Annotated in this window: 22 protein-coding genes; all 22 read right to left on the reverse strand. The window is 42.6% G+C overall.

The window, feature by feature from the left end:
• Positions 1-10 precede the first annotated feature (10 nt).
• Positions 11-889 carry a hypothetical protein gene (locus MHB66_RS14440; RefSeq protein ID WP_046313417.1) on the reverse strand — a complete coding sequence of 293 codons (879 nt, stop codon included), beginning with the start codon at positions 887-889 and terminating at the stop codon, positions 11-13.
• Positions 890-903: 14 nt separating this feature from the next.
• A complete protein-coding gene (locus tag MHB66_RS14445; protein WP_024423249.1) occupies positions 904-1,287 on the reverse strand; it encodes a phage tail protein in 384 nt (127 codons plus the stop codon).
• A gap of 11 nt (positions 1,288-1,298) precedes the next feature.
• Positions 1,299-2,222, reverse strand: a complete 924-nt coding sequence (locus MHB66_RS14450; RefSeq protein ID WP_046313414.1) for a YmfQ family protein — start codon at positions 2,220-2,222, stop codon at positions 1,299-1,301.
• On the reverse strand, positions 2,206-3,255 hold the full coding sequence (locus tag MHB66_RS14455; protein ID WP_034282461.1) for a baseplate J/gp47 family protein: 1,050 nt from the start codon (positions 3,253-3,255) through the stop codon (positions 2,206-2,208). The genes MHB66_RS14450 and MHB66_RS14455 overlap by 17 nt, the downstream gene beginning before the upstream one ends.
• On the reverse strand, positions 3,248-3,670 hold the full coding sequence (locus MHB66_RS14460) for a DUF2634 domain-containing protein (protein ID WP_034282463.1): 423 nt from the start codon (positions 3,668-3,670) through the stop codon (positions 3,248-3,250). Before MHB66_RS14460 ends, MHB66_RS14455 begins: the two co-directional genes overlap by 8 nt.
• A 14-nt stretch (positions 3,671-3,684) precedes the next feature.
• On the reverse strand, positions 3,685-3,951 hold the full coding sequence (locus MHB66_RS14465) for a DUF2577 family protein (protein ID WP_024423253.1): 267 nt from the start codon (positions 3,949-3,951) through the stop codon (positions 3,685-3,687).
• Positions 3,948-4,958, reverse strand: a complete 1,011-nt coding sequence (locus MHB66_RS14470) for a hypothetical protein (RefSeq protein ID WP_046313412.1) — start codon at positions 4,956-4,958, stop codon at positions 3,948-3,950. Before MHB66_RS14470 ends, MHB66_RS14465 begins: the two co-directional genes overlap by 4 nt.
• A 12-nt stretch (positions 4,959-4,970) precedes the next feature.
• Positions 4,971-5,639 carry a LysM peptidoglycan-binding domain-containing protein gene (locus MHB66_RS14475; RefSeq protein ID WP_046313410.1) on the reverse strand — a complete coding sequence of 223 codons (669 nt, stop codon included), beginning with the start codon at positions 5,637-5,639 and terminating at the stop codon, positions 4,971-4,973.
• Positions 5,632-9,771: a transglycosylase SLT domain-containing protein gene (locus MHB66_RS14480; RefSeq protein ID WP_046313408.1), complete on the reverse strand. Its 4,140-nt coding sequence runs from the start codon at positions 9,769-9,771 to the stop codon at positions 5,632-5,634. The genes MHB66_RS14475 and MHB66_RS14480 overlap by 8 nt, the downstream gene beginning before the upstream one ends.
• On the reverse strand, positions 9,772-9,909 hold the full coding sequence (locus MHB66_RS14485; RefSeq protein WP_095357030.1) for a hypothetical protein: 138 nt from the start codon (positions 9,907-9,909) through the stop codon (positions 9,772-9,774).
• Positions 9,910-9,950: 41 nt separating this feature from the next.
• On the reverse strand, positions 9,951-10,391 hold the full coding sequence (locus MHB66_RS14490; protein ID WP_046313405.1) for a phage portal protein: 441 nt from the start codon (positions 10,389-10,391) through the stop codon (positions 9,951-9,953).
• Positions 10,392-10,916: 525 nt separating this feature from the next.
• Positions 10,917-11,360, reverse strand: coding sequence for a phage tail tube protein (locus tag MHB66_RS14495; RefSeq protein WP_024423257.1), 444 nt, complete (start codon positions 11,358-11,360; stop codon positions 10,917-10,919).
• Between the two features lies 1 nt (position 11,361).
• Positions 11,362-12,708, reverse strand: a complete 1,347-nt coding sequence (locus tag MHB66_RS14500) for a phage tail sheath family protein (RefSeq protein ID WP_034282473.1) — start codon at positions 12,706-12,708, stop codon at positions 11,362-11,364.
• 3 nt (positions 12,709-12,711) lie between these two features.
• Entirely contained in the window at positions 12,712-12,924 is a 213-nt protein-coding gene (locus MHB66_RS14505; RefSeq protein WP_034282476.1) for a hypothetical protein, read from the reverse strand.
• Positions 12,911-13,366 (reverse strand): hypothetical protein, encoded by a 456-nt coding sequence (locus MHB66_RS14510; RefSeq protein ID WP_046313403.1) that lies wholly within the window; start codon positions 13,364-13,366, stop codon positions 12,911-12,913. Before MHB66_RS14510 ends, MHB66_RS14505 begins: the two co-directional genes overlap by 14 nt.
• 4 nt (positions 13,367-13,370) lie before the next feature.
• Positions 13,371-13,868, reverse strand: coding sequence for an HK97 gp10 family phage protein (locus MHB66_RS14515; protein WP_046313401.1), 498 nt, complete (start codon positions 13,866-13,868; stop codon positions 13,371-13,373).
• Positions 13,865-14,221 (reverse strand): YqbH/XkdH family protein, encoded by a 357-nt coding sequence (locus MHB66_RS14520; protein ID WP_046313400.1) that lies wholly within the window; start codon positions 14,219-14,221, stop codon positions 13,865-13,867. Before MHB66_RS14520 ends, MHB66_RS14515 begins: the two co-directional genes overlap by 4 nt.
• Positions 14,218-14,601 (reverse strand): DUF3199 family protein, encoded by a 384-nt coding sequence (locus MHB66_RS14525; RefSeq protein ID WP_024423261.1) that lies wholly within the window; start codon positions 14,599-14,601, stop codon positions 14,218-14,220. Before MHB66_RS14525 ends, MHB66_RS14520 begins: the two co-directional genes overlap by 4 nt.
• A gap of 13 nt (positions 14,602-14,614) precedes the next feature.
• A complete protein-coding gene (locus MHB66_RS14530; protein ID WP_024425904.1) occupies positions 14,615-15,538 on the reverse strand; it encodes a phage major capsid protein in 924 nt (307 codons plus the stop codon).
• A 22-nt stretch (positions 15,539-15,560) separates the two neighbouring features.
• The gene (locus MHB66_RS14535; RefSeq protein WP_046313398.1) at positions 15,561-16,649 is read right to left on the reverse strand and encodes an XkdF-like putative serine protease domain-containing protein; all 1,089 of its coding nucleotides are present in this window, start codon (positions 16,647-16,649) and stop codon (positions 15,561-15,563) included.
• Positions 16,650-16,687: 38 nt separating this feature from the next.
• On the reverse strand, positions 16,688-18,145 hold the full coding sequence (locus MHB66_RS14540; RefSeq protein WP_024425905.1) for a phage portal protein: 1,458 nt from the start codon (positions 18,143-18,145) through the stop codon (positions 16,688-16,690).
• Positions 18,142-19,443: a PBSX family phage terminase large subunit gene (locus MHB66_RS14545; protein WP_162176180.1), complete on the reverse strand. Its 1,302-nt coding sequence runs from the start codon at positions 19,441-19,443 to the stop codon at positions 18,142-18,144. The genes MHB66_RS14540 and MHB66_RS14545 overlap by 4 nt, the downstream gene beginning before the upstream one ends.
• Positions 19,444-19,449 lie beyond the last annotated feature (6 nt).

A 19,449-nucleotide genomic window follows, 5' to 3' on the forward strand; every position in this document is an offset into this window, starting at 1 on the left:
CAAAACCCTCCTATACTCGCGGGAAATTTCGGCCGCCTACTTCTGTAATGTCAAAATAGTTGTACCAGCCTGAGTTATCTGATATATAACGACTAACGTCTCCGTCATATCCTGCGTACATGTAAATTTCTAAATAATCCCCTTTATTAGCCGGTACATTGGCAGAACCATAAAGTCCCATACTAAAACTCAACGTATCAGATGGGCTTGTCGGACTTTGTCTTTGATGTGAAATATTTTTATATCTTTTTCCATTTAAATAGATCGATAATTCAAAGTTTGCATACCGTTGAAAGCTTTCAATATACACACCAGCATTCACTGAATACATTCCGTTTTCAGGGCAGATGAAGCGATTATTTTTGATATCAAAATTGTTATGACTGTCTTTTATCTTTCGATTAAAAAGGACTTTTTGATACTCTCCCTTGGTTAATAACTGCTTCCCAGTTGTACCTATATTGGCATGACAGAACCCAGAGAGTTTATGCCAGTCGGTCCAACCCGATCCAGTCCACCAATGACGGCACCACGTACCTGTGCTATCAAAATAGCTGCCTGCTTCGTTTCCAGTCCCATAATAATATTGAACAAATCGAAAGTTACTATATTTTTCATTTTTCACAAAGCCGAATCTTGTAGGGTATCCCGTATCATTGGCTTGACCAATATCCATGAATGTAATACCTATTGGATATTCCTCACCGCTGACTGTCGCATCTTGAATGGCTTGATCCCCTGTTAGTTTGAAGAAGCTTTCATTTGTGATCCCTGCAATTTGTTTACTCAGCGCATTGTCATTCTCTACAAGTGTGTCGACCATCTGGTTAAACAAGTTGGCATGGGCTTTGTCAGTGGTTTCAAACGGTAAAGGTGATTTTATCTCCACTTCTTTTCCCTCCATTAATAAATATCATCAATCTCAAAAACAAATTCGATGTCGCCGTCTTTTTGTTTGTCTGTCATGGTGCGGATGGCGGTGAATTTGCCGTCTTCGTCGACAAGTGCTAGTTCGTTGATCACTTCTCCTGCCAGTTCTCCTTCGGCGATCGTGCAGGTGTAGCGGATTTTTGCTGGTTCCATGAAGGTAAACGAATCAATATTTTTTTGGACTAGTTCTTTTTTGAGTTTTTGTTCAGTGCCGTCTAGTGAGATCGGTTTTCCATCCTTCGTTCCCCCATTTCCAAATGCCATTTTGACGACTTTTGTGAGTTTTGTTCCTTCGGCTCTTGCCTTTGCCATTTGTTGACGTGCATACAGTGTTGTTACGGTTAATTGATCAGCCATTGTGATCCTCCTTATAAATCTATTTTTTTAGAAGTTGCTGCTAGCATTTTTGATCCATCCAGCGGAACAGATCCATCGAGAATCCAGTAATGATCTTTGATCAGTAAGCTTCCACCCTGCTCAGTTTGGACATGTACTGGCAGACGGAACGTCATCTTCTTCTTGGTTTGATGCTGGAGCTGATTTTTTGTGCGTAAAGTCAATGCCGCTCCTTGCTTCGTTTCAAGTACCGCTCCAGTCATGACATAGTTCATGCGATATGCTGTTTCTGACTGATGTTGAAGAGGCATCCTCATGTTTAATGAATGCCGAAAACGAGCAGGCACATCCGTTGCACCTCGCGTTCCGCTGAGATAAAACGTACCATTTAAGACAAATTCACCATTGAGTAAAATCGGGATATGATCGAAAAAACCCACTCTACTTCGCAGTGTGAGCCTCCCGTGATGATCATTTTTTTCATGTACGTCGGTATGATGAAAAGCCGTGAACGTATAAGCCAAGTGCGCGGGCTTTAACGTTTCAAGTATTTCTACAATATATCTCGTGTTTTGCAGATCATCTAGGTTCACACGTAAAGCGAAGTGATAGCGATTGGTTGTGAGACGGATGACAGCACTTGGATTCTTGAGAAAGCGATTCACTGATTTCTCTAATGAAAGATACGTGATTGGGGGAATATTTGACATCATATTGAGTAAGCGTGCCCTGCGCAGTTCAATTGAATCATCTGATTCCCGCTGCACCTTCAGCATTCTTTCCCATCTGTTTAATCCCCATGTCGCTGTTAAAGGAAAGAACTGATCCGTTAAGTCGAAAATAGATTCGTCCAATTGCTCAAATTCCGGTGCCTCTGTCTTGAGCAGGTGATCCACTTCATAAATTTCTGTAAAATATGGCGGCAAGTAGGTTTTCATTTCATCCTGTTTGCTCAATAACCTTCACCTGCCTAAGACGCGGAATCTCAATGTCCTGTAATACTAAGTTTTTCGACTCGCCATTCAATAACACATCTGCATAATCTGACACACTTTCTGAATGGTACAAAATATCATTTAAAGCGGACATTCGAATGGTACTCTTTTCAAATGCGATTGATTTCAACAGCGTCTTGACCTTTTCTTCTATTTCTTTCTGAGCTCCTTCAAGGGTCCAGTCCATTTGAAGTTCGACAGCCACTTCTATGTCGATATCCAGCCATTTGGCGCTTTCAACGGTTGCTTTGGAGCCTATAGGCGCTTGTCCTTCTCCTTCACCTGGCACTGGGTCGATATATTCCTGTACCCTTTTGACAAGAAGGTCTGATGCAACATCTAGATTGCCATCTGTGATGACAATTTTGACTGTCCCTTCTCCGTTCCAAAGCGGGAACACTTTCGCTCTGCCAACACCAGGCACTTCCTCAGCCCATTTTTTATAATGCGCCCTGTTGGCACTGACCGCCTCCCGCCTCGCACGTATTAAATATCGATCATATAAAGAAGCGTCATCTTCCTCCTCTTGACCTGGTATCACCAGTTCTTTCATCGTAATCGATTCAAGTCCTGGAATTGTATCAAGTGACAGCAGCGGCTGATCTGTTAATTGAACATTGCCGGCTTTACCAGGTGTCTCGCATTCTAGCGTGCCATCCTTCGAATACTGGAAATAAACGTCTTCAATAAAAAAACGTGAGCCAGCTGGAATGTTGATACTGTCTGGCTGAATGACCGCTGACCAAACCGCTTTAGTGGCTGGTTTTCTTTCGATCCCTACTTCAGCAGCCCGCCGATCTAGAAACTCTCCTTGTGCTGTATCTGCAAAGACCAGCTCAAACACTTGATCAAGCCAAATATAGGATTGGGCCAGTTCAGCGGCAGCAGGTGCCAAGGCATTCCAAATCACGCTGTTTTCTCTTTTATCTATGTCATCTGGCAGTCTGTCCAGCATTCTTTCCATTAATGCTTCGTACGTCTGTTCCTCAAACATCGCCCTCCATCACCTCCTCTATTTCTAATGTGCCCTCATCTGTGACAATCGCTAGTTTGACATGAAATGAGTCATTTTGCTTTGTGACCTCTAACTCTTCAATATGATCAATCCGCTCGTCAACGATCAGTGCTTCCTCTAGCAGCCTTGGAATCTCCATTTCTTTGTATTCATCCGTAGCTTCTGTATCCGTCAATAGCTCCTGAATTTCAGTACCAATGTCGTGGCTGTAGATAGGATGTGCATACCGCTCTGTCCTAAGTGTCATATAAACGAATTGCCGGATTGCCTCGATGCCTGAAATGGTTTCGCCTGTCAGTCTGCCAGTTTCAAAATCTATTCGATACGTCGTCGAGGTTTCGACCTCTTCGTCTTCTTCTGTTTCCTCGATTTCTTCCTCTGGTGAAAGTGCCACGTTCATCACCTCCCTTACAATTTGTCGATGATGTAAAAGGACTGGCCTCCTGCCATTGCAAGCACCATAATACTGTCTCCCCTTTTCAGCTCATCATCCTCACCCTTATTTAAGCGCTTCGGCCAAATCAGTAATTCTTCTGGAATGATCAGCTTATGATTTTCATTTAATCGGATGCTCAGAGGGGAAACCGCCGTGACTTCTCCGATGACAAGATCAATTGGAGATTCTGCGTCTACTGCATTTACTGCCAATCGTTTAATCGCTTCACTTAATCTCACGCTTGATCACCCTTTGGCATGGAATTTTTCTCAACAACATCAATGGTCATGGTGTGTTTCACTCCACTGAATTCATGTTTGTCTTGATCGATCCAGTAAGTTTTTTTCACATTGATTTCAGGAATTTTCAAATAGATTGGGAGACCGCTTTGCAGCTCTGGAATTCCTAGGGCTTGAATGCTTTTGACTTCTTGTTTGACGCCTTTTTTCTCTGCCAGCCGTACTTTGGCTCTTTTTTGCAGCTGCGGCTGGTTGATTTGCCCAGTGACTGTCTCAACATGCTGTAAAATACCGTATTTATTCTGACCTGCTTTATCCTGTTCGATCACCACAATCTCGGATTTACTGCCTTTTTTCTTATTCTTCCCTTGTTCATCAGCAGACGTACGCATCTTGACACGAGTGGCTGTCCCTTCAATCGAGGTGCTGTATTGATAGCTGATGAGATTGACGCCTGATTCAATGACCCACACGTCCTCTGGATCAGGCCAGGCTCTCAGCCCCATCTTGCCTTTAGCAGAATAGATTTGATAGTTTCTTCCTGTTTGCCGCTTCGTTTCTTTCAATGCTTTCAATATCATGTCATACAAGCTTGTATCATTTTTAAACACTAGTGATTTTATGACATGTCCTGTATTGGCGATGGAGGTCATTGGAATTTGAAAGTCAGCTCCAATCCGCCTTAAGATTTGATCTGCTCTTTGATTTGAAAAAACATAGACATCTTGGTTTTTCACCAAATATTGGAGCATATCGTATGCAGTAAACGTCAGCTTTCCTTCAACAGGCGTCCGGGAAAAAACAATGCCTCTAAACAGCTCTTTTCCTTTCCATTTAAAAAGAACCGTGTCCCCTTCTGAGACACGGTAATATGTTTGACTGCCTTGTTTTGTGATAATATTTGCCTGAATTGAGCGAGGGGCTTGATACCTTTGCCCCTGAAGTGTCACACTCTCTGTGACAAGCTCATACATGGTGCCGCTTCTGATGGCAAAAAGCTCGATCAATGCCAGCCCCCCTTATTGTGGTATTTTTAATTTTTGTCCAGGAAAAATCCAATGCCCTGGCTGCTTAATATTGCGTTTACTTCGTTTAATCATCGATGCTTTATTGGCATTCCAAATACGCCGCCATTTTGTACTGTCACCATAAAATCGGCCTGAAATGGCCCACAACGTATCACCTTTTTTGACGGTATACAATTTTGGTGGTGTTTTTGATGGCCGTTTCCTTTTCGTTTGTTTTGCTTTTTTCTTCCGTTTGATTTTCCTAGGCGATGCAGTTTTGTATTCCTTTAACTCGATCGTAAATTCACGATCTCCAATATCATATGACCCTTCCTTGTGGGTGAAGCTTTCAATGCTGCACGTCATATTGATTTTTGTTCCAGTTACAATCAACCGCACGGATTTCTTTGAACGCATCATTCGTTCAATTTTCGCGATCGCATTCTCTGGTGATGGAATGCTTTTATATTCAGCAATCGGCGAATATTTCTTAGGAAATAATGAGGTGAATGATACTTGTTTAGCCGATGGTACGTCAATAAAAGTCAATTCTCCAAAAGAGGCGACCTTCACTGTTTCATTTTGTACATTATTTGTGATTTCGAGTTCGGATGGAAGGACAGGGAATCGCAACTTGTCCTTTCCTTGGGAAATCCACAATTGATACACTGATTTACCCATCAATTACGACCCCCTTCGTTCCTGTATGAATCTCTACTTCTAGTTCATCTACAAGCATTTGTTTAATTTTTTCGACTAGCGATTGCTGATCTTGTCCATTATGGAAATGCTGATCTCCATTGAATTGAATCGTAATCTGTTTATTACCTGGCGAAGTTGTACTGCCAGTAGACTGAGGTGAGGTAACTTGCTGCATCTGTGCTTCCGGTAAAGGAGCAGATGCATTTGATGGATCATATACTTGCATCCCAAGTGCCTTGGCTGCCTGCGTCAATAAATACCTTCCGCGAATGCCTCTTTCCTCTGGAATGATCCATTCGCGTTTATTTCCTTCACCGACTCTAGCCACCTGCTCTTGAGTAATCAATCCGCCATTTGCATAGCCTTTATAAGGTCCGCCTCTTCTCATACTTCGTAATCCCGGCGTGTTGAAGACTGTTCCATATCTTCCCTTAATGTAGTTAATAGCTGCAACGGCATTATGAATTGGGTTCCAAATGTCATTCATGCCCTTGCCTTTATTGGCGTTAAACGTCGTTCCAATGGTTTGCATTAAGCCTTTAGAAGGCGTTCCTTTTTTAGCATTGGAATCCCATAAGTTGATCGCTCTCGGATTTCCACGTGACTCATGCTGCGCGATGGTCATCAGACCTGGAAGCCAGCTCATTGATGTACCAGTTGCCATGATAGCCGCCATGAGCCATTGTTTAATATTAAGCCCTGAAGCTCCCATACCGCTGAAGGCACCGATTAATGAACCAGCCTGATTTTCAGCAAATTTTTTCACATCAACTGAGTCGAGCCCTTTGACGACACCGATCGATGCAAATTTCCCAAGACTCATCATGACGCGTGAAGGGGAATGAATGTCTAATTCCTCTCTAAACGCCTGTTCTACTTTCTTCGCCATTTCTTTGGCCGCTTGCGTGACTTCGCTTCCTTTGGAACGCATGCCGCTGTTAAAGGCGTCAATCATTCCAGAACCCCAGCCTGGTGATTCTTGTTTTGCTTGCAGGAATGGTTGTTTGATGTTTTGATCTACGTATTGGCTCGTGCCAATTGATGTGGCATTTTGGCCTGCTGCAAAACCACTAACCGTTCCAGAACCCCAAGTGGGTGATGCTGTCATGACTTGTTGGTAGGGTGCTTTTACACGACTTTGCAAGAAGCTGTCTGTTCCTGTTGGTGTCATCTGCTGACCGTTTGCAAAGGCAGAAACCGTTTGCTGACCATACTTTCCTGAGTCTGATGTCAATTGACCAAAAGGCTGCTGAATATTCTTTTGTTTCCATTGATCAAGAGAGATGACTTTACGGTTTAACCCTTGTTCAAAATCGTCATTAAATTGCTCGCCAATGCTAGAAGCTTGAATGTTCGCATTCATTGAGACTGATCCGCCTCCGCTCATTGAACCTACAGAAGATGATGCAGTTGTAGGAGCTGGGGAGCTTGACACTTGAGTTCCTACCGCTCCGCTCGGGACAACAGACATTCCAAGTTGAGAAGCAGCCTGAGCAAGCAGCATCTTTCCGCGTCCTCGGTTATTTTGAGTTGGAATAACAAATTCGTTACCTGCTTCACCAACCCATGATAAGGTTGGCTGGGTGATATAACCGCCTGTGGCTTTTTTATCAGGGGTTCCAAAGACATGTTTCAATACAAAATCAACCCCACCGCCAGCCTTATCAAAAATCTTTTTGACCCAGCCAAATGCTTTAGAAAACCCATCACCAATAGCTTCTGCTACTTTTACAATCGGCTTTTGAATATTGTCCTCAAACCATTTGGATAATCCATCCCATATATCTGTCACGACTTTATACGCTTCTTCAAACTTTTTACCGAAACTGTCTTTAATGGTTCCTACCGTATCTACAAGTGGATTCCACACATTTTCCATAAACCATGTCGATACAACTCCAAAGATTGATTGTATCTTATTCCATGCATTTGATAATGCTGTCCAAATCCCTGTAGCGACTGTAACAACTGTGCTGCTTAGTGGCGTCCAGACGTTCTCGATAAACCAGCCTGCGACTGCACTGAATGTTTCTTGAATCCATGTCCATGCATTGACTAGGCTTGACCAGATGGTCGTTGCTACCGTAACGACTGTACCGCTTAACGGGGTCCAGACGTTCTCGATAAACCAGCCTGCGACTGCACTGAATGTTTCTTGAATCCACGTCCAGGCATTGACTAGACTTGACCAAATGGTCGTTGCTACTGTAACGACTGTACCGCTTAACGGGGTCCAGACGTTTTCAATAAACCAGCCTGCTACTGTACTGAATGTTTCTTGGATCCACGTCCAGGCATTGACTAAACTCGACCAGATGAATGATGCTACTGTGACAACCGTACTGCTTAATGGTGTCCAGACATTTTCTGTGAACCAAGTCGCAACTGTTGACCAAACTTCAACAATTTGGTCTTTGATTTCAATGGCTTTTTGGCCAATCTTTTCAAATCCGCCGCCATCAAACCATTTTCCGATCGTTTCACCGATAGATTCGCCGCCCATACTTCCAGCGATGCCGCCTACTAGACCACCGATGGCTGTACCTACTCCTGGAACTACGCTTCCAATAGCTGCACCTGCTGCAGCACCTGCCATCCCGCCAGCGATACCGCCTCCAGTCGTACCGATCTTTTCACCAGCATTCTCTTTTTTCATACCGATTAAATTTGTTGCACTAAGTAAACCACCTAGAATTGGTACTTTCTTTAATAATTTACCGCTCCCTTTACCGATATTTTTCACCGCATCCCCTAGTCCACTTAACCCCTTGCCACCTTTCATTAGACCCGTAAGTCCGCCAACTGAAGCTGCGATACCCGCACCTTTCTTTAGTCCACTAGGGATTTTTCCAAATAATTTACCTGCATTGGTTTTCAGTTTCCCTAATTTACTTGGAGGCCTTCTATTCATTTCGGTTCTTGATGTGGCATTTGGATTTGTTGATTGTCTCGGTGAACGGCCATTTTTCGCTTTAGTAGATCCTCGGCTGCTTATTCCTCTTGCACAACAAGGGCAACAACTACTGCGAAACAAACCTTTTCCACCTCGCGGCTTAGGCTGCGTTTTAGGAGCCGAATTAGATGGTGTTGATGTTGGTGCCGTTGTTGGTGCCGTCGTTGGCGCCGTCGTTGGAGCTGTTGTTGGAGCTGTTGTTGGTGCCGGAGTCGTACTGTTGTTTTCACTTGATTGATCACTTGTACCAAAGAGACGATCTAATCCAGTCTTCACCCATTGATCTAGTTTTTTTTCAGGATTAAATTTAATCTTCTCTTTAATTCTTCCGATCACATCTTGTTTGTACTCTTCCATTTTATTTTCAACCCAAGGAAGTCCTTTTTCATCCCAAAACTTTCTAGGACTCAATTTTTCCTTCACTTTGTCTGCAACGTCACCTGCATATTTTTGAATTTCTTTTAATCCTTTATTGGCAAAACTTTGGAGCCAACTCTGTTTAGGTTCATCCGTTTTAACTGGCTTACTAGCAGCCTCAGGCTCTTTTTTTATGGTTTTTTCTTTCACAACAGACTCTGCCTGATCTCGTTTTTTCAGCTTACTTTTTGCATTGTCTTGAACAGACACTCTGATTTCGTGTTTGGACATCGTCAAGCTTTTGAGTGTCTTTTTGATTCGTTGAATTGCAGCGGTGGCTTGGTCAACCATGTTTAATCTCATATAGTACGTTCTGTTGATGAGCTGAAGGATTGATTTTTTGATCGATGACATTTTCGCTGACAATTGATCGTTTAGTTTAAACGTCAGCATAATGGGACTTGTCCCCATTTGTTTCAAACGATCTATGTTGGATTTAATGACATTCAGCCCCTTCGCTTGAAAGGATATGACCAGATGATTTGGAATCATATTTAACTGATTGTTCAATGCTTTTAGATCCCGATAGATTCCCTGATCCAGCCTCATAGAAAATACTGAAACTTTCCGCAGCGATAAAGTGAGGTTTCTTAATTTCTTTTCATCCATTTCCAGACTTATTTTCACTGGTTTTCTAAATGGTTTGAGCTGCTTCTCAAACGTTTGAAATCGTTTTTGAATGCGTAATAACTTCTTCGACACCCGGTCTTCTAATTCAAATCGTGCTGTAAGTTTCGCCAATTATTTACCTCCTTTCTTTGCTTCTTTTTCTAGCATGTCTAGCTTGTAGCTGATGAGTCCGAAAAGGAATGCTTTGAACGGTCTTGGGGATTCGTATAATTCCAGGAGTTCAGATGGGGAGTAGTGAAGCTCGTGCATTGCGTAATATAAAAACACCGCTTCTTTATCCCCATCTTTTATTAGTTTTTTGCTGCTTCTTCTAAATCTTCAATTTCATCTTCGAATCCGTTGATTTCGATCGCTTTGTTTAACCAGTTCGCATATTCACCGCCGACTGACAGGACCCGTTTTGCTACTTCAACTGGATCTTGTGTGCTGTAGGCTTCTCTTAATTCCTTTGAGCGGAAATCTGGGTAAATCGTCGATTCAATCGCAATACGTGCGTAGAAGCGCTGGCTGTCTAAGTCTTTCACACGTCCTCTGCCTTTGACATTTTTGAAGGCTGTGTTTTCTTTTTCCAATTCATCAATACGTTCAGTTGTAATGGCTTTAAAGACAAAAGGAATGACATTCCCTTTTTTATCAACAAAACGCTTAGAAATCGGTACTTTGACTTCTTCCGCTTCTACTGTTTGTCCTGGCATAAAAAATGAAAGATCAAATGTTTGTTTTTCACTCATGTTTAAAAACTCCCTTTGTTATGTTTTTTTGAATGCAAAAAAGCACATCCATTTTTTGAATGTGCTTTCCAATCTTTTCATGTATAATTTAAATTGTACAATTGAACGGCTTGCTCAAGGGCGTCTGGCTCATCCCCGATAGGAAGGGGGTGATGCATATGTCAACATTTGAAGCGATTTCCCTTATGCTTTTATTCGGGATGTTTATCTTTACTTTGTTGACGTATATAGACAAAAAATAGACTCCCCTTGAGCTGTGGAAGGTTAAAGGGAAGTCTACCTAAAGAACCTATTCGAAAAGCCAGCCCCTTGAAGGGCCTCATTGTACATTGCCGGGATGTTAGAGCATCCTGGCTTCTTTTTATTTTATGCAAATCGCTTTGCATGTAAACATATTTTAATGAATCGAATACAAGACGTCACCAGACGAAATGAAGACGGCTTCAAGACGGTTGTATTACAACTGCATTATAGCATATTCAGTTATTATTTTGCTAATTAATTAGCTAATTTCCTCCACTTTTCTTAGAATGTATTCTTCAGCTTTTCAGGCAGATCAAAGTCCTCGAATGTGAAAGGAACTTCTTCTTCAAGCGCCTCTGAATCAACATCCAATCCAGCGATTTTAGCAGAATCAAAGTTGACATCAAATAATGTCACACGCTCAGTGCCACGGCCTGATGATTTATCGTCAATGACAGCTTGAAGAGTGAAATATGGATCTTCTCCTTTTTTCACATAATTGAGCATTAATTGAACGAAACGGGACGTAACTTTATAGAATGTTGCCGTTCCTGTTCCGTTTGCTCCCGTTGTTTTATGTCCAGTCATTCGGCGGCCCATGACGTTGACTTCTGATTTGTTTTTCTCCACGTTTGCTTCGAAGGTTTTGATAAATGCAAGCTCCTCACCTTCTAAGAAAAGACGACCTTCTTTACCTGAAATTGTATTTTGCGCTTTAAAAGCCATCTTACTTCACCTCCACATTGAAATAGAATTTTTCTGCTGCATCTACTGGCTGAACCGCTAAATCGATGATAAATCCATCACGATCTTCATTGAGACCGATCACGATATCTGTTTCTGAATTAAAGCCTGTAATGCCGCTGCCATCTTGAAGCTGTGTAAGATACTGAGTAATCAGTGTTTTCACAAGCTGCACACCATCATCTGATGCTGGAATGTCATTGCCATTGGCTTTACGTAATTTAATCAGATTTTTTAATTCGAATGTTAAATCATTGTTGATCGCATCAAGCACACGAATGATTTTATTTTTCGCCAATTGCTGGTTCTTTTCAGCTGTAAAGCTAGTCAAGGAGTTAATATCTTTTTCAACACTCACGGTACGATCTCTCGCATCAAAGGTGAAAAGGAACTCCCCTTGTGATAATCGGTATTCTACTTGATCATTGTCAAGGCGTTCTAATGTATCGACTGCTCCTTCGTATTCAACAAAGGTCAATGACTGATTGAAATTTGCTCCGGCACTTGCACCTGCGACCCATGCTGTTGTTTGGGCAGGTGTTAGTTCTGTTCCATCTTCGAGGACAACGCCGCTTGTCACATTGATGATTCCTTCTTGGTCCGCTGCATAATTCGCCACAACCCCTTGCACCTTACGTCCTTGCTTATCACGTAGACGCTCGATAAATGAAGCGAAGGTTGCTTTTAATTGCTCACTATTATCGACTGGAAGGGCAATGACATCGAAGTATTCTGTTTCTGCTGCTTCTAGGAAAGCTGTATAATCTGCGACACTTGCCACGCCGTTTTTCCCGCCGCTTAGTGCCACACCTGCTGTGATGACGGCTTCACCTTCACCAGAAAATTGAACGTATTTGTTTTTCACAAGGTCTTTGACATCAGTGACGACCTGTTTATCCACAATATCTGTTCCAAGATAAGTGATCACATCGCGTTTTGTGCTATCAAGTACATTTTCTGCGACTTGTACTGTGATCTCATTTCCTTTTAGGCCGCCATAATTTGCTGTGACGACAAAATTTTCAGCAATTTCGGCTTTGGCCGGCTCTCCTTCATTTAGGCGGTAAAGCAAGACCGTTTGGGCTTTTTTCTTTGCTTCACGGAAAAGAAGAAGTGACTTATCATCAATGTTGAGTCCAACCTTTTTATTTAAATCTTCCATATTTGAAACGGAAATAAAGGTTTTGGGTTCTCCCCAGCTCATCACAAGGGGAAGTGCCACTGTACCTCGATCGCCTAAAGTAATTCGCTGCTCTGCTGTTGTTTTAAAATTAAAGTAAATACCAGGACGCTTTTTCTCTGTACCTGGTGTAAAAGTGCCTCCGTTCATCCTTTAAACCTCCTTGGACAAAAAAGCATCAATGTGCTTTTTCGCTTCTGTTTTTGTAATTGGTTGATGTTTGATATAAAAAAGAGCCCCTTCAAGGATTTCTGGTTTGACCCCAAAAAGATCCTTACTGTGCTCCTTTAAGGCTTCAAATGAAAAGCCAAATTCTTTTTCTTCGCCGGCTGTTTGAGCGGGCTGAGCATGTTTAGTCTTGCTCACGTTTGATCACCCCATCTGAAAAGTTGATATCTTCAAGGCTTTCCTGTTTATCACGGTTGTACCAATAGCTGCTATCCCACGTCAGGACAATCGCTGCTACGCCTTGATCTATCTTTCTTGTTTCCACTCTTTTTATGCGGACATAATCATCAAGCACCTCTCCGTCTTCACTCATCATCTGAATGATTTGACGATCAGCAAGCAATGCATCAACGATTGATTCTGCCGCATCATGTGCTTTTTCTGTATCAATATGAAAGACTTTCACTTGCAGCGAATAAGATTTCATAAAGGTAGAGACCGTATCTGGACCGCTGATCACTGTCACAGGCGGCACATAAACGGATGGCACTTGAAAGCGTTCTGGCAAAAGACGATCATACATTGTCACAGGAAAGTGTGTGTAGATATAATGCATGATTGCCCCGACTTCTTGATTCATTCCATCACCTCCCAAAATGTCGATCGAACCAGCTTTGCAGCTTTCGATCCAGCGACTGTTCAAACATTTGCTCATAGAGCATGACAGCATGATCCCAGTAGCCATTGCCATCAATCCATTGAGAGGCAAGCATCATTCCTGTACTTGCATTCGGATCATATTCAAAGCGGCTGCCAGTCCATCTGCCAGGCACCCATCTTCGCTCTCCACTTGAAGAAGTGGCATGTCCATCATTGACATAGGAGGCATATTCAAGCTGCGTTCCCACTTCAAGTGTGAGACCGCCTTTTGAAATGAGAAAATGATTCTCCTTATCGCCTTGTGTAAAGGATCTAAGAAGCCGGCCTGTATCAACAGCATTCTCCTTGATTAATTCATCCTGAATGATGTCTAAAAATTGCAGGCCCATGTCCTTCAGCCAATCTTGATATTCTGCCTTTAAGCCGCCATCACCCGCTGTCTGCAGCTGTGAAATCAGCCGGTCAAGTCCATCAATTTTCATAGATTTTCCTTCCTGACTGCCATCACTTCGATGTGATGATTTTTCACTTTTTTAGGCTGCTGTAATTTGAGTGACACGCCATTCCACACCATTTTGTCATGCAAGCGAATATCACTTCCTAAAGGAAAATGAACAAGATAGGATTGATAAATGACTGTATTCGGCTCTTCTTGCACAAGTGACTGGTTCTTTTCTATGACATAACAAGCTAGATCGGTCAGGCTGGGAGCATCGGGATAGGAAAGTGTTATTTGTAAATCATCAGCTGGAATTCCAAATTTCCCGCGGGCGGACTCCTTCCGTTCAAGATGAAAAAGATCACAGCGATCTGTTAATAGAGATTGATAGCTCATAATGACCTCACCTTTAACTTGGCACTGCCGCCGGTCAATGTTGGTTCAATGTAATCTACAAGCAGGGCATATACATAGGGTCTGCCTTTCACTTGATCAGCTGCCTTCGCATATGAATAATCGCCCATTTTTTCTGACGTAAAGCCTTTCATCATAGATTCGTCATCATTCAGCATGGCAAAATATTGGGCCATTTTTAATAATGCGATTCTTGCTTTTTCAGGGAGGGGCTGATATTTTTCGCTTGAGAAATCGTGACCTACGATCTGAAATACCGCAGCTTCTGCTTCGATAATATCTGCTGTCAGTCTTTCCACAGATCGATTTTTCACACGATCAAAGACAGAATAGGCTTGCAGTTCTTCAGCAGAAATGATCATGACCTGCCGTCACCTACTCTTTCACTTTCATCACTTTTGCTACAGCATCCTCTTCCTCAAATTTGCTGTCTAGCTTCGCTGTGAGGACAATAATAAATTTACGGCTGCGAATATCTTTTTCTACTTCAATTCGAATATTACGAGAGAAACCTACGATAATATTTTTAGGGTGTGTCAGCAAAATATCTGATACGTCTGTTCCCGCTTCGTCATATGGCTGCATATTGGCAAGACCTTTGACCGGCACACCAAATGCAGAAGAAAGTCCGCCTTGAATGGCCGCATCTCCAAGGCCTGTCTGACGGTTTGCTACTTGATCCTTCCACTCAACCTCTAAGCTTGGAGATGTGTAGAAACGGAAATCCTGAGGTACACGTAAATATTTTGACGGCATCGCTTTATAGGCTTGCTTAAACATTTGGCGGCTGATTTCCGCTCCGTTTGCATCTACGATATGAGAGACTGCTTGTTTTCTCACGCCATCCATTTGAGCTAAAAATGGATCTGCTGAAGTCGTATCGCCATTGACGATGAGCTCTTCAATGTCAACGGCTGCTCGTTCAGCTAGCATTTGCATAATCGTCTGCTGAATTCCGTCTTTCTCAATATTGTTTTCAATGCTGTCGTAGGTCATATGAATCTCTGCGATGACCTCTTTCGCATTTAGCTGGACAGTGCTTGTCGCTGGGACAACACGGTCTTTCGCATCAAGTGCTTTGCCTTCTTCTGCTGGGCGCAAAATACGCTGGCCAAAGCCGATTTTTTCGATTTTTTGTGAATCACTTTCCATTGGAATAATACGTGCATCATTTAAAACGGTTGGTGTATTTTGCATCATTCTAATGAATGTGTTGGATTGGGTTGCGTTCATGAGACCGCCGGTTTTTAAGCTGGCAAGTGTCATTTCGGCCTTGCGAATCAACTCTTGATTTCTCACACTGTTTCCTCCTTATTTAGGCTTATAGTAAGCCATCCCATATGGGCTTTGTACTGTCATTTTGTGTATCGTGGATTGTTTGTTTTGACATACCGCGCGCTTTTTCAAGCATGTGAATCCGCTCTGAAATAGGCAAAAGCTGCTGCTGAAGCACTTGCTCAAGCGCTGCTTTTTCTCTGCTGGCTGATTTCTCTAAGGAAGAAAGCTGATGATGAATCGGTGCAACGACTTGCTCAAGCACCTTTTGGACAGGTTCTTCCTCTGTTTGATCTGTTTCCTGCTGTTCTGCCTGCTGTAAGACGTTTTCAATGGCCATTTTTGCTTTTTCAAGCTCTTGTACTTGCTCCGTTGTCAGAGCGGCATCTTGTTTTTGTACGGAGGCTGGCCTTTCACCAATCGTTTGAAGCACATCCTCTGTCTTCAAAATGTCCTGCACGATTGGCAGCAATTGCTCAAGCGCTGATCTTACACCCGCCTCATCACCATCACTTGACTGTAAGGCTTCCAGCAGATGGTCTAAAACGCTCCAAAATTGTTGTGACATGTTTGCACCTTCCTCTTTCAAAAAGAAATTTTTCAGCAAAGAAAAAAGCCCTCTCTCATTTGTGCTTTGAGATAGGAGCTGATCTTGTTCTTCTATTGCTACGATGTCCGCCGTTCCAGCCATTGAATACCCTGTAATGTGGCCTTTCTGGATTTGATCCCAAATCTCTTGGGAAGCCTTTGTTACAAGTACCCAAGATCCTTTTCGAATCAGCTCACCGCCTACCTCAAAATCAGCGGGGGCAATGTATGATTCAACAACCTCGCCCACACCATGTTGAAAATCATGCTGCTTGTCAATGCGGCGGGCATCCTTCATAAAACCATGTGCCGCTCTTTCAATTTCTTTGGCAGACATAAAGTCTTGGTGTGCATCAGGTGTATTCGGTTCATACACGACACCATACACAAGACGATGAGCATCTTTTGCCTTTGTCAGCACACTAACCTCCTTTTGAAAATCAGGCTGGCTTTTATTTGCCTTCATCAAAAAGAATTTCTTTTTGTTTGCGGCTCTGTCCACATAGGAAACATGCGTAATTTTTGCGTTTTTTAATTCTCTCGGCATATGTTCACCCCCTTTCAAAAAAGCGCATGCGCTTCGGTTTATTTCTTCAGCTGATTCGCCTCTCGTTGAGGCTCCTGTTCGGCTGATGTCATGCGGCTTTCTAAAGGTCTGTGATAGAGATCCTCCGGCCATTCCTCTAACGTTTTCCCAAGGATACGTCCTGCTAGATCTCGCAAATCGTTTGGTGACACTGCCCCAGCCTGAATAAACGGTGTCAGAACCTTGGCAATCTCTAATGGATCTCTAAAGTCAGGACCATTTAATAGGAAACGAACATGCCAAATATCAAGATCCGGCAGGAAAAGGGTATTGAGCTTTCCTGTGATGAGATGCCGTTCAGGCTGAAATACCTGTTCTTCTGTTGTTTTTCGCGCCGTATCGGCTGTCGCTTTGTTATAGTCTTGAGACTCACCTGTGTAAATAGGCGGCAGGCGAAAAGCAGAGCGGATTTTGTTTCTTGTTTTTTCATCGTATTCTAAAAAGAGTGCATCTTCTTGCAAGATCTCTGCTAGGGATTTGAAGTTCACTTTGACATTTGAGACATCTTCTTCTCCAGTTAACCCTTTTTCCGTCGGGAGACCTTCGACTTCAAGCAATAGAAATTTATGTGCATGATCAGAGCCTTCGATATCGTCCATATAATCCTGAAGCTGCTGATAGGAAGACTCAGACAGCATTCCATTTTCGACAATGATGGCACCAGGTACATGCCGCCCTTGTTTAAAATAAAGATAGTTCAACTCTTCTGCCTTGCGTGCCCCATACATATTGACGATGTTGCCAATCCAGCGGGGAATCCCATACGTTCCACTGCCGATTTTAAAATGAATCACTTCTGTTGCGCGCAGCGGCTCTGGGGTGGTGTCATCGTATTTGCCTGTTTCACAATGTAAAATGCGCGGATCACCATACTCCTTGAAGAAGACTTTCTTTTCATTGATCACCTGCACATATTTACGAAATCGTTTCTTTCGATTCATTGTTTTCAATTCGCCGTTTTCTGTATACCGGAATTCAACATCAACTGGCTCACTAAGCTTGCAAATACGGATATGGAGCGCATCTAAATACTCGATTCCTGCCGGCTTTCCCTGACCATCTCGGAGAACCTCTAAAAAACCATTCCCCGTTTTCTCCCGGTCTTCGATGACATAGCCAAGCACCACATCAGCAGACTCATCATAGTTCATGTATTTCGTAAACTCTTCAAGTCTTGTCCATTCCTTCTCTGCTGCTTTCTTTTTTGCCGGTTTCACACCTTCTGCATTAAAGTCAAAGGCATATTCTACACCAAAACCAAAGCCTAAAATATTGGTCTTATACGCATCAATACATTGCTGAAGAATGGTTGAATATTCTGCCATGCTTTTTAATTCATTGATATTGTAAGGCGGGGGAACAATATCATCTTTTTCGTAGGAAAATTCATCTGCATACATTTGTTTTGTATGATCAGACATGTTTGCCTTCATAATGGTTGCTTTCAATTGTTTCATTGTATGGACCTCCTCTCTCTGTTTGGACGGACACGCTCTGAGGCGGTCTGTTTCAAATCTGTCACTTCATAATCATCCAGCGCATACCAGATGGCTGATAAAGTGTGCGGATCAATTTGAAATTCATCTTCCTCTAAACGTCCATCCTTATCTGCCTTATAGGTTAGTGATTGAAGTTCATAGATGGTATATGGACAAGCATCAGAACAAATAATTTTCTTAAACCGTTTGATTTTTTTTGTATACTGCAAACGTGAGCCTTGGAACTTATGTGCCGCTACCATTTGAAAGCCGCGCTGCCGAAAATAGTGAATGGTTTTAGGTTCGGCTGCGTCAGCTTTAATCAGTTCCTGTGATTCAATGAACTCTTGCAGGTCAGTGGCTGTTTCATCATCTGTTTTCCCGCGGTCGTAATATTCCCAATAAATATATAAGTACTTTTTTTCATGATCGACAGCTAACCGAATGAGCGCATTGTATGATTCAACAAATCCAAAATCCATGCCAGCTCGTTTCAGCGGTCTGTCAATCTGCTGAATGGCTTCTAATACATCAGAATGGCTTCTCACCTCAAATTGAGGAAAAACCTTTGTGCCATTAATGCCGAAATACCCCTTCCTCGCAATGCGATAGAGATCTGGGTCATACTCTTTCAGCTCATCCAGCTGCTTCACGTAGCTTTTAGGAAGGAATAGGTTATCTTCCGCCGTGGAGTGATGGTAATACGTATCCTTGATGACAACGGTTCGCTTTTTGTATAATGTTTCGTCATCTAAAACAAATCGCTTCAGCTGTTCATCTCGAAAAAAATGTCTGTACGTCCAATTATCCTGACCAACGGGATTCGTCGATAACATCATATAAAGCGGTAAGGATGGATGCCTCAGCCTTCCAAGCAGCTCTTTAAAACCTTCATAAGAAACCTCTGAACATTCCTCAATCCAAATGATCGAGATGTTGTTGATCGATTTCAATTTTTCAGGCTTGTCCAGTCCTTTAAATAAGATGCTGCTGCCGTTTCGAAACGTTAGTGCAAGCGGCGAACTTCGGCACTTTACCACGTGGTCGATGCCGAGGTCGCTAACGATTTCTTGTAATAAAGAAAAGGTTGATTCGCGGTGCGTATCATACACCTCTCGAATGACAAGTGCTGTCCGCTTTTCTTCCAGCAGTTTTAAGACAAGCTTTAAAGCAATGTGATAGCTTTTGGAGGAGCCATAGCCTCCGACTAAAAATTGAAACTTTTGATTCCAATCGAATAGAAAGTGTTCAAAGTGAGGATTGACTTCTTTTTCAATCAATGG

The sequence above is a fragment of the Bacillus sp. FSL L8-0167 genome (genome assembly GCF_038630295.1).
GTDB lineage: Bacteria > Bacillota > Bacilli > Bacillales > Bacillaceae > Bacillus > Bacillus safensis.

Excerpts from the sequence above, each read along its gene's own strand:
- MHB66_RS14455 (WP_034282461.1), bottom strand. The coding sequence starts at position 3,255 with ATGTTTGAGGAACAGACGTACGAAGCATTAATGGAAAGAATGCTGGAC.
- MHB66_RS14525 (WP_024423261.1), bottom strand. The coding sequence starts at position 14,601 with ATGATCATTTCTGCTGAAGAACTGCAAGCCTATTCTGTCTTTGATCGT.
- MHB66_RS14500 (WP_034282473.1), bottom strand. The coding sequence starts at position 12,708 with ATGAACGGAGGCACTTTTACACCAGGTACAGAGAAAAAGCGTCCTGGT.
- MHB66_RS14495 (WP_024423257.1), bottom strand. The coding sequence starts at position 11,360 with ATGGCTTTTAAAGCGCAAAATACAATTTCAGGTAAAGAAGGTCGTCTT.
- MHB66_RS14485 (WP_095357030.1), bottom strand. The coding sequence starts at position 9,909 with ATGCACGAGCTTCACTACTCCCCATCTGAACTCCTGGAATTATACGAA.
- MHB66_RS14520 (WP_046313400.1), bottom strand. The coding sequence starts at position 14,221 with ATGAGCTATCAATCTCTATTAACAGATCGCTGTGATCTTTTTCATCTT.
- MHB66_RS14490 (WP_046313405.1), bottom strand. The coding sequence starts at position 10,391 with ATGAGTGAAAAACAAACATTTGATCTTTCATTTTTTATGCCAGGACAA.
- MHB66_RS14510 (WP_046313403.1), bottom strand. The coding sequence starts at position 13,366 with ATGAATCAAGAAGTCGGGGCAATCATGCATTATATCTACACACACTTT.
- MHB66_RS14445 (WP_024423249.1), bottom strand. The coding sequence starts at position 1,287 with ATGGCTGATCAATTAACCGTAACAACACTGTATGCACGTCAACAAATG.
- MHB66_RS14535 (WP_046313398.1), bottom strand. The coding sequence starts at position 16,649 with ATGCCGAGAGAATTAAAAAACGCAAAAATTACGCATGTTTCCTATGTG.
- MHB66_RS14540 (WP_024425905.1), bottom strand. The coding sequence starts at position 18,145 with ATGAAACAATTGAAAGCAACCATTATGAAGGCAAACATGTCTGATCAT.
- MHB66_RS14475 (WP_046313410.1), bottom strand. The coding sequence starts at position 5,639 with ATGGGTAAATCAGTGTATCAATTGTGGATTTCCCAAGGAAAGGACAAG.
- MHB66_RS14515 (WP_046313401.1), bottom strand. The coding sequence starts at position 13,868 with ATGAAAATTGATGGACTTGACCGGCTGATTTCACAGCTGCAGACAGCG.